Raw genomic sequence first — 3,849 nt, 5'->3', positions numbered from 1 at the left:
CTTCCCGCCGTACGCGCCCGCGGGTCCGTCCACCATCCACACCGGCGGACCCCGCGGGGCACCAGGCGCGGCTTCGCCTGTCGCATGGCCTGCGGGGCGCCCGGCGCGGCTTCGCCTGTCCCTTGTCCGCCGGGCTGGCTCTCCGCCGATCGACCGCTTACTGTCCGCGGGCAGGCGTGCCGCTGGGGCGGCACGGGTGGGCGCGGGCGGCACCCCGTTGCGCCGGGTTGCGCCACTCCGCCCGTGCGCTGGACCCGCGGTTCTATTCAGCGCCGTCGCGGGGGGCCCTGTCCCGGCGTCGCAGGAAGAGCAGGCCGCCCGCGATCGCCGTGACCCCCGCCGCCGCCGTCCAACCGATCACGTCCGCCGACCCCGTGGCCGCCAGGTCGTTGGGTGAGGCGGGCGTGCCCTTTGTGGTAGCCGACGGTGATGGTGACGGGGCCGGTGATGCCGAGGGGCTTGTTGATCGGTCCCGGGTGTATGCCAGCGTGCCGAAGCCCAGTTGGTCGTAACCCCCGCTGTTGGGGCCGTAGTCGCCGCCCCCGCCCTCGGGTGCCGTCCTCGCGGCGATCTGCGTGAGGTACGGCGCCGACAAGCCCCGCCGCTTCGTGTAGTGGTTGGCGATCATCGCCCAGATGGGCCGCCGCATGTTCGGGTCGACGCCCGCCGCCGCCGTGGCGGTCTCCGTGCCGGACCAGCCGCCGATCGCTCCCTTGCGCCGGGTGTTCGCGGTGTACGACACCTTTCCACCCAGGCTCCACTTCGCCACGTACTGCGCGCCCTTGAGGAACCGGCTGTCGTCGTAGCCGTACAGGTCGACGCCCTGGTTCCACGCCATCTCGCAGAACGTGCCCATGAGCCCGACCCCGAGGAGGGCGTGGCCCTGGTCGCGGCCCGCCTCCAGCCATTCGCCGAGCCCGTCGTCGTGCACGACGGGGATGGCGTGGCGGATCGAGCCGAGTCCCTCGCCGTGCTTGAAGTAGTCGATGGCGCGGGCGACTTGGGCCTTGTCGTCGCAGAAGATGCCGGTGGCCAGGACGCAGGCCATGGCCGTGAGGTCCCAGTTGGTCCAGTAGTTCGTGACGACCGCGTGGTTGTGGTGCACCAGGAAGTCCTCGCTGAGCGGTGCGAAGACCTCGGTGAGCATGTGCTGGAAGCGGCCGAGGTCGAAGTCGGCGTGGTCGCGTACCAGTTCGGCCGCGTTGGCGAACTGGTAGCCGTAGAGACCCGCGGCGAGGAAGCGGTCGGCCGAACCCTGGAGTGAGGTCAGCTTCGACGACCAGGCGTTGAGGATCGCCACCGCTGTGTCGGCGTGCGCGCTGTCGCCGCTCACGTGGTAGCGCAGGGCGTTCTGGTAGGCGGAGTGGATGTCGTTGTAGAGGATGGTGTAGTTCTGCGGGGAGCCCGCGCCCCGGTACACCGTCGCCTGCGGGTTGGCTCTCCAGCCGCTCTGCGCATGCCGGTTGGCGGTCAGCCTCGCGTACCCGGCGGTGTAGGGCGCCGTGCCGGCCTTCACCTTCGCCGCCATACGGGCCAGGTCCGCGCCGGTGTGGAGGAGACCGGGGTGCGCGTAGCCGGTGGCCGCGGAGGAGGGGGAGGCGGCGGTGGCGATACCGGCCGCCCCGGCCGCGGCGCCGGTGGCCTTCAGCAGGGTGCGGCGGCTGATCTCTCGTGTCGCGTGCATGCCCCGGAGACGGCCGCACGCGGACCCGATAACGAAAACCCCGCGCCGTCTTTATCCCCGCCGGTCCGCCACCACCCACGACGCCAGTGCCACGGCACCCGCCACGCCGAACACCGCCGGCCACGCGCCCACCTTCTTCGCCAGCGGATGCGACCCGGCGAACCCGGCGACATACGCGGCCGTCAGCGCCCCGGCCGCCTTCCCGCCCGCCCGCTGCCGCCACTGGTGCGCCGCCGCGGCGCCGGCGACGGCCAGTACGGCCCCGCCCAGCTGCCGCTTCTTCGTCCAGCGGGCCACGCCGTACCCGCCGACCAGCCCGCCCGCCGCGACCACCGCGCTGGGAACTCCGGCCATGTCTGCCTCCTGCCGCTTTGACTGATACGCCCGCCCCCGAGGTTCTCGAGGCTAGCTCCCACCTGGGCGTCGCCCCGTACCTGAGTCGGGGCTTGTCAAGTTTTCTCCTCCGAGCTATATAAGAAGCCGTAGGGCATCGCACCTCAGCCCCAGAAGAGAGGAGTGACCCGTGATGCTCATGCGTACCGACCCGTTCCGCGAATTCGACCGTCTCGCGCAGCAGGTCCTCGGCTCCAACGCCCGCCCCGCCGCGATGGCGATGGACGCCTACCGGTCCGGTGACGACTTCGTCGTCCACTTCGACCTCCCCGGCATCGACCCCGAGACGATCGAGCTGGACGTCGAGCGCAACGTCCTGAATGTCCGCGCCGAGCGCCGCAGCCCCGCCCCCGAGGGCGCCGAGCTGATTGTCGCCGAACGGCCCACGGGCTCCTTCACCCGGCAGCTCTTCCTCGGCGACACCCTCGACACGGAACGCATCGACGCCTCGTACGACGCAGGCGTGCTCACCCTGCGCATCCCCGTGGCCGAACAGGCCAAGCCGCGCCGCATCCAGATCTCGGGCGGCCGGGACCGCAAGGAAATCGGCAAGTAATCGGTTCAGCCGCCGCGTCCCGCAGGTCCGTGCCACGCCGGCCGTCTGCGGGACGCGCCCACGACCCCGCGCGCACTGGAGGAGAAGCCCGCCCATGACCGTGACGACGGCGCCCAGCACGATCGAGGCCCCGCGGACCGACGCCGGATGGAGCGAACTGATCGAGAAGGTAAGGGATTTGGGTCAGTACCCGACCCGGGCGGAGGCGGAACGGGTCACCCGGATCGTCCTGTCGGCCCTCGGCGGCCACGTCGTCGGCGACGAGCGCGTCGACCTCGCCCGCGCCCTGCCCGAAGCGGCGGCCCGGCTGATCGCCGCCCAGATCCCGGCCACCCGCCCCCTGACCGCCCAGGAGTTCGTCGACTCGGTGGCGGCCCGCATCGAGGGCGCCACCCCGGCCACCGCCCGCTGGGACGTCAGCTCGGTCCTGTCGGTCCTGCCGAAGTTCGTCGGAGACGACCTGGTGGAGCGCATCCTGCGTCAACTCCCGCGCGGTTATGCGTTGCTGTTCGGCCGGGCCGAACTGGCCCGGAGCGCGGGAGACATGAGTCTGGCCTGACCCGCTCCATCGGCGTCGGCCGTCATCGGCTGGTCGTCGTCGTCCGACGCAGATGGGTGTCGATCAGCTCGAACGTCGCCTCCGGCTGCTCGAGTTGGGGGAGGTGACCGGCCTTGGGGACGATCTCCAGGCGGGCGTCGGCGAAGGCGGCCGCGTAGGCGGCACCGTAGGCCGGGGTGACGATCCGGTCGCTCTCGCCCCAGACGAGGAGCGCGGGCTGCCTGACCCGGCCCAGGCGCCGCAGCAGCTTGGGGTCGTGCATGTAGGGGTCGCCGGCGAGGGCGCGCATGGTCGCCATGTTGGCCTGGCGGATGGCGAGTTGGTCGGCGGGCAGCTGGGCCGGGTCGATGTAGTAGCGGTCCGGGTCGTGCCAGGAGAGGCCGGCGGCGGCCCGGGGGTCGAGGGCGAAGTAGTCGGCGATCGGTTCGTCCTCGACGTACACGCCGACCGCGTCGATCAGTACCAGTCCGGTGATACGGCGAGCGGTGTCCCGTACGGCCATCTCGGCGGCGATCCAGCCTCCGAGGGAGGAGCCGACGACTAGGACGTCCTCCAGTCCGCGGTCCTCCAGCAGGTGCAGGTAGAGGAGCGCGAGGTCGTCGACGCCGGTGCACCAGGCGGGGCGGGGGGTGCCGTCCCAGCCGGGGTGTACGGGGG

At 71.9% G+C, this 3,849-nt stretch carries 5 protein-coding genes; 2 read left to right on the top strand and 3 right to left on the bottom strand.

Annotated features, from left to right (window positions below; translation table 11 throughout):
• Positions 1-262: 262 nt before the first annotated feature.
• Entirely contained in the window at positions 263-1,684 is a 1,422-nt protein-coding gene (locus GRC12_RS42605; protein WP_208785809.1) for an alginate lyase family protein, read from the bottom strand.
• Between the two features lie 51 nt (positions 1,685-1,735).
• Positions 1,736-2,038, bottom strand: a complete 303-nt coding sequence (locus tag GRC12_RS42600; protein WP_208785808.1) for a hypothetical protein — start codon at positions 2,036-2,038, stop codon at positions 1,736-1,738.
• 172 nt (positions 2,039-2,210) lie between these two features.
• On the opposite strand from GRC12_RS42600, the gene GRC12_RS42595 reads away from it, so the two are divergent.
• Positions 2,211-2,633 (top strand): Hsp20/alpha crystallin family protein, encoded by a 423-nt coding sequence (locus GRC12_RS42595; RefSeq protein ID WP_208785810.1) that lies wholly within the window; start codon positions 2,211-2,213, stop codon positions 2,631-2,633.
• 94 nt (positions 2,634-2,727) lie between these two features.
• Positions 2,728-3,192: a DUF2267 domain-containing protein gene (locus GRC12_RS42590; protein ID WP_208785807.1), complete on the top strand. Its 465-nt coding sequence runs from the start codon at positions 2,728-2,730 to the stop codon at positions 3,190-3,192.
• Between the two features lie 22 nt (positions 3,193-3,214).
• Here the strand turns inward: GRC12_RS42590 and GRC12_RS42585 are convergent.
• A partial coding sequence (locus GRC12_RS42585; protein ID WP_208785806.1) for an alpha/beta fold hydrolase occupies positions 3,215-3,849 on the bottom strand: 635 nt, incomplete at its 5' end.

Source organism: Streptomyces griseorubiginosus, from assembly GCF_017614965.1.
Lineage (GTDB): Bacteria > Actinomycetota > Actinomycetes > Streptomycetales > Streptomycetaceae > Streptomyces > Streptomyces griseorubiginosus_B.
Note: the sequence above shows the minus strand (reverse complement) of the source record. Positions and strands in the feature narration are given on the sequence as shown.

Coding starts and splice junctions, on each gene's coding strand:
- GRC12_RS42605 (WP_208785809.1), bottom strand. CDS start 1,684: ATGCACGCGACACGAGAGATCAGCCGCCGCACCCTGCTGAAGGCCACC.
- GRC12_RS42595 (WP_208785810.1), top strand. CDS start 2,211: ATGCTCATGCGTACCGACCCGTTCCGCGAATTCGACCGTCTCGCGCAG.
- GRC12_RS42600 (WP_208785808.1), bottom strand. CDS start 2,038: ATGGCCGGAGTTCCCAGCGCGGTGGTCGCGGCGGGCGGGCTGGTCGGC.
- GRC12_RS42590 (WP_208785807.1), top strand. CDS start 2,728: ATGACCGTGACGACGGCGCCCAGCACGATCGAGGCCCCGCGGACCGAC.